This is a genomic window from Bradyrhizobium sp. SHOUNA76, from assembly GCF_023006445.1.
In the GTDB taxonomy this organism is placed as follows: Bacteria; Pseudomonadota; Alphaproteobacteria; order Rhizobiales; family Xanthobacteraceae; genus Bradyrhizobium.
Map to the genome: position 1 here is coordinate 1 of NZ_JALBHA010000509.1, position 4,445 is coordinate 4,445.

At 65.8% G+C, this 4,445-nt stretch carries 1 protein-coding gene and 1 pseudogene; both read right to left on the reverse strand.

What is annotated here, in order from left to right:
- Positions 1-427 (reverse strand): annotated as a pseudogene (locus MOV74_RS32080) (hypothetical protein); the annotation flags it as partial.
- A 1,201-nt stretch (positions 428-1,628) separates the two neighbouring features.
- Positions 1,629-4,076: an adenylate/guanylate cyclase domain-containing protein gene (locus MOV74_RS32085; RefSeq protein WP_246931014.1), complete on the reverse strand. Its 2,448-nt coding sequence runs from the start codon at positions 4,074-4,076 to the stop codon at positions 1,629-1,631.
- Positions 4,077-4,445: the final 369 nt, after the last annotated feature.

Consider the following 4,445-nt stretch of genomic DNA (forward strand, 5'->3'; position numbering starts at 1 on the left):
AGGCGCTGGCGCCGCCGACATCGAGCCAGCGCGGCCGCTCCACTGTTGCCAGCGCAAGCGGCGCCGGCGGCGTCGCGAACGCGCCTTCGTATTCGCTTCTAGTCAGCAACAGCGCAGCAAATTCGTAGTCGAGGATGTCGGTCATGCGCGACAGACGCGGATGCGATGGCCGCGCCATCACCGCCTCGCGGATCTCGGGGGTATCGGTCGCGCCGCCGTCAGTGTGATCAGCCGGGGTGCCGAAGAATGACAATGCGACGATGTCCGCGCCATGCACGCGATAGTCTTCCGGCAGCAGCAGCGTGAAGCCGTGCATCAACGGAAAGCCGGTGACCGGATCGAGCGGCCATTGCTCGCTGCTGATCCCCGGCGGCAGCCCATAGACCCAGCCCTGGTCGCGCGCCCGGTCGGCGGGACGGTCCAGCATCTGCAGATCATACGCACGCGAAGGCAAGGCAAACGTCACAGGTCGTCTCCGATCAGAGTCGCCTCGCCGTTGAGGCGAGGGTTAGTCGCGGGGAGGTGGGATGTGGTTCGGGGAAATTGTCCGGGGGAGCATCCAGAAGTGCGGTTGCTTCGAGCCGCAGCCCAACTAGATAACCGTACTCCGAGCCGCGCCTCGCGCCGGCAGGAAACGCGGATGGCGGACTGCCATCCACCACGCGCAGCCGGATCGTGTCCCGCCCGTCCTCGGTGCGGTAGAGGATCAACTCGCCGCGGGAGGGGGTGTCGCTCACGTTACCGCCTCGACGATTTTCTCGGCCGCCTTCGCCCGCAGCTCGCCGCGGATGAGTCCCTTGGCCATTTCCTCGGCCCCTGTCATTCTTCTCAACCGTTCCAGTCAAACGTGCGCCTAGTACTACGATGCGGGAAGTCCGTTGCGCATCATCTTTTTGCTGGATCGACCGATAGCCCTGCCGTCCCGACCTTAGCCCTCACAGTCAATTGATCCGAATGATCTTCCGCCTATTGTGCATGGGGTTGTTTCGACGTTCTGAGAAGGCTTGCTCTGCGCATCTTATTCGAATAATCCAAATTTCTCTTTACCAGAACTACGACACGCCCTATGCTCCCTCCCAACTCATCCCATGGTAAGGGACGGATCGCGATCGTCAGGGTTCGTGGGGTGAGGGGCGGTGGACGCGAGCGGCGTTGGCGCCAGATGCGGTCGCAGGGCGGGTAGTCCCCGTGAGCGATCAGCGGGCGCGTGTACGACGATGTCGAACGCGTACGGCAAAATCGTGTGGTCGTGACGCCCGAATTTCTGGCGTCAAGTCTTGCAGCGGTGCGCAGGTCCGACCGGACCTGTGCATCCGATGAAAGCTGCAGGACGACGGTGGCAACAGAGAATCGACTCACCGGCGAGAGCGCGACATAAGCCGTTTCAACCACTGCGCAGGGAAGGCCGGGCATTCGGCCACACCTGTTTCTCCCCTGTGAGCGACTATCACGCACTCACGCACAGGGGTCTTGCGGGTGCCAGCCGGTGCCCGGTCTTCCCTGCGCCCTTCCATTTCGAAGGGTAGCAAGACCTACGCAAAACCCGGGCGCGATGTGCCGCGGGATCGCGACATGCTGTCGGTGCGCGCTAACAAGCGATGCCTCGCCATTTGAGGCAGGCGAGGAAGCTATCCCCGCATCCGCACCGCCGTGGCATCCACCACGTTCTCCACCTCCTCGCGCCAGTTCAGGATCTCCATGGCGAGCACGGGGTGATTGAAACCCTTGAGCTGGAGATCGTCGAGGGCGCGGGCCTCGACGAAAGGCTCGACGATGCCGTAGACGCGGCGGCTGACCACGATCTGGTTGGGCTTGGCCTCGCCGCAGAGGCGCGAGGCGAGGTTGGTGACGCTGCCGATCGCGGCATATTCCAGCCGCTGCTCGAAGCCGACCTGGCCTAGCGTGGCATAGCCGACCGCAATGCCGATGCCGAAGCCCAGACTGTGCCCGCGGTTGCGCCAGCGTTCGGTCAAGGGGCCGATGGTTTCGCGCATCTCCACCGCCATCTTCACTGCGCGCTTGGTGTGGTCCTCGAACTGGATCGGCGCATTGAACAGGATCATCACGCCGTCGCCGGCATATTTGTCGAGCGTGCCCTCGTATTTGAAGATCAGCTTGCCGAGCGCGGCATGATATTCGCGCAGCACGTTCATCGCCTCTTCCGGCTCGGTCGCTTCCGTGAACGCGGTGAAGCCGCGCAGGTCGCAGAACACCACGGTCACCTCGCGGCGCTGGCTGGTGAGCAGCCCCTCGGGGCTGTCGGACGAAGCGATCAGCTGCGCCACCTGGGGCGCCAGGAAACGCTCGAGCTTGCGGATGCGCTCGATCTCGCCGAGCTGGGTCTTGACGCGCTCCTCCAGCGACTTGTTCCAGTCCTTGAGCTGCTCGGTCTGCTGCTTGAGCTTGTCGGCCTGGGCCCGCACGGTCTCGCTCGCCGCCTCCAGTTCGCGGCCCTTGTGATCGACCTCGGTGAACAGGCGCGCATTGCGCATCGCCAGCACGGCCTGGTTGGCGAAGGTGCGCATCAGGCCGATGATGCTGCCGGCGAACTCGCCACCGGCGCGGCGCAGCACCACCAGCGAGCCGAGCGTGCCCTGCTGGTCGACCAGCGGCACAACCAGCACCGAGTGGAAGCCGGCAGCGATCGCGACCTCGCGCAGCGGCTGCTCGGCGGCATGATCGAGATCGGGAAGCGCGATCGGCTCGCCGCTCTTGGCGGCATCGCTCAGGATGTTCTCGCCTTCGTCGATGGTGACATGGGCGCCGTCTGCGGATTTGTCGATGCCATTGGCCTCGACCAGGTTGAAGCGGCGCCTCTCGGCATCGAAGCCGTAGATCAGCACCGCGTCGGCATGGGTGATCTCGATCGCACGCGCGGCGATCGTCGGCAGCACGGCGTTGAGATCGAGCGAGGAGGCGACGGCGCGGCCGACTTCCTCCAGAACTTTCAGCTCGTTGATCGACTGCGCGAGATCGCGCGTGCGCTCATCGACCTTGGTCTCCAGGTTCGAATAGGTCTCCTGGATCTGGCCGGCCATGCGGTTGAACTGGCCGGCAAGATCTTCCAGCTCGTCCGAGGTGCGCACTTCGATGCGATGGCTGAAATCGCCCTCGCCGAGCTTGTGCGCGCCGTCGCGCAGCGCCGTGATCGGGATGATCATGCGGCGGGCGAGCAGCGTGCCGGCGAGGATAGCGACCATCAGGCCCATCCCGATCAGGAGCGCGATGCGCACCAGCTGGTCGCGGATCGGCATCAGGGCCTGCGTGGTCGGTTGCTCGAACAGGACGCTCCAGCCGAGTTTCGGCACGGTGCTCGCGGCGCTCATCACCGCATGGCCGTTGAAGTCGGTGCCCGAGGTGTCGGGCTCGTGGCCGGGCGCGATCGCGGCCGCGACCTGCGGCAGCTTCGACAGGTCCTTGCCGACATCGGGCCCTTTCGACGACGTCGCCAGCACGCGGCCGCGCGGATCGACCACATAGGCAAAGGCGGCCTTGCCGACCTGCGCGTCCGACAGGAAGTCGGAGAGGAAGCTGAGATCGACCTCCGCCACGGTGACGCCGGCATTGAAGCCGGAATGCGCCACCGAGATCGACATCAACGGCGTCCGGTCGGCGAACCAGGCCGGCGCATAGCTGACGCCGCGGGCGACGGTCTCGGTGAAGCGCATGTCGCGGGAGAGGTCGGCGTTGCTGCCGGTCGTGGTCGACTGGCGCGAGACGCGCAGCACCTCGCGGCCATCGCCGTTGAGCTGGAACAGCTGGTTGACGACGGAGACCTGGTGCAGCAGCTGGGCGTAGTCGGCGCGGCGCTTCTCGAGGGTGTCCTGGCTCGCCCGCGTCACCCAGCTGATCTGGCGATCGAGCTCCGAGATCGACTGCTCGATCCGGCGGGCCGCGGCTTGCGCCTTGTCCTCGAGGCCGTCGGTGAGCTGCGTCCGGGTGGCGCGGTAGGAGATCCAGGTCTCCATCGCGCCGTTGACGGCGAGGACGAACACGACGAGGCCGACGAGGGAGACGACGTATTTGGCGAACAGGCCCTCGCGCAGAAACCGTCTCTTATCGTTCGCTCCTGCCATCCCGATCCTCTCGCGCCGCCATCGACGCCGGCGCTACGGGCCGTAGCCCCTTCGGGGCCGTTCTACCACAATTTGGGCCAAAGGACCGCCGCGCGGCCGCGCGACCGGGCGGCGTGGTTACTCGCTGTGGACGCCGGGCGGCTGGAAGGGGAAGTGAATTGGCGCAGCCTCGTCCGTTCGGAGGAAGCCGGAGGCGGGAAGGCTGATGTAAGGGGGTTGCCGTGGAGTTCAGCCCGCCAGTCAGCCCATCACCGGTTAAAGAGTTGCCGCAGCACGTCGTTCATTGGCTGACTGTCCTGCTGCGCGACCGGCGGGTCGTCCATAGCTGGGGGCGCGGGCGAGGTCTGCGGCGCCGGTGTGGCGGGCGCT

Bases quoted from the DNA above. Each gene is read 5' to 3' on its own strand.
- MOV74_RS32085 (WP_246931014.1), bottom strand. From the start codon at position 4,076: ATGGCAGGAGCGAACGATAAGAGACGGTTTCTGCGCGAGGGCCTGTTC.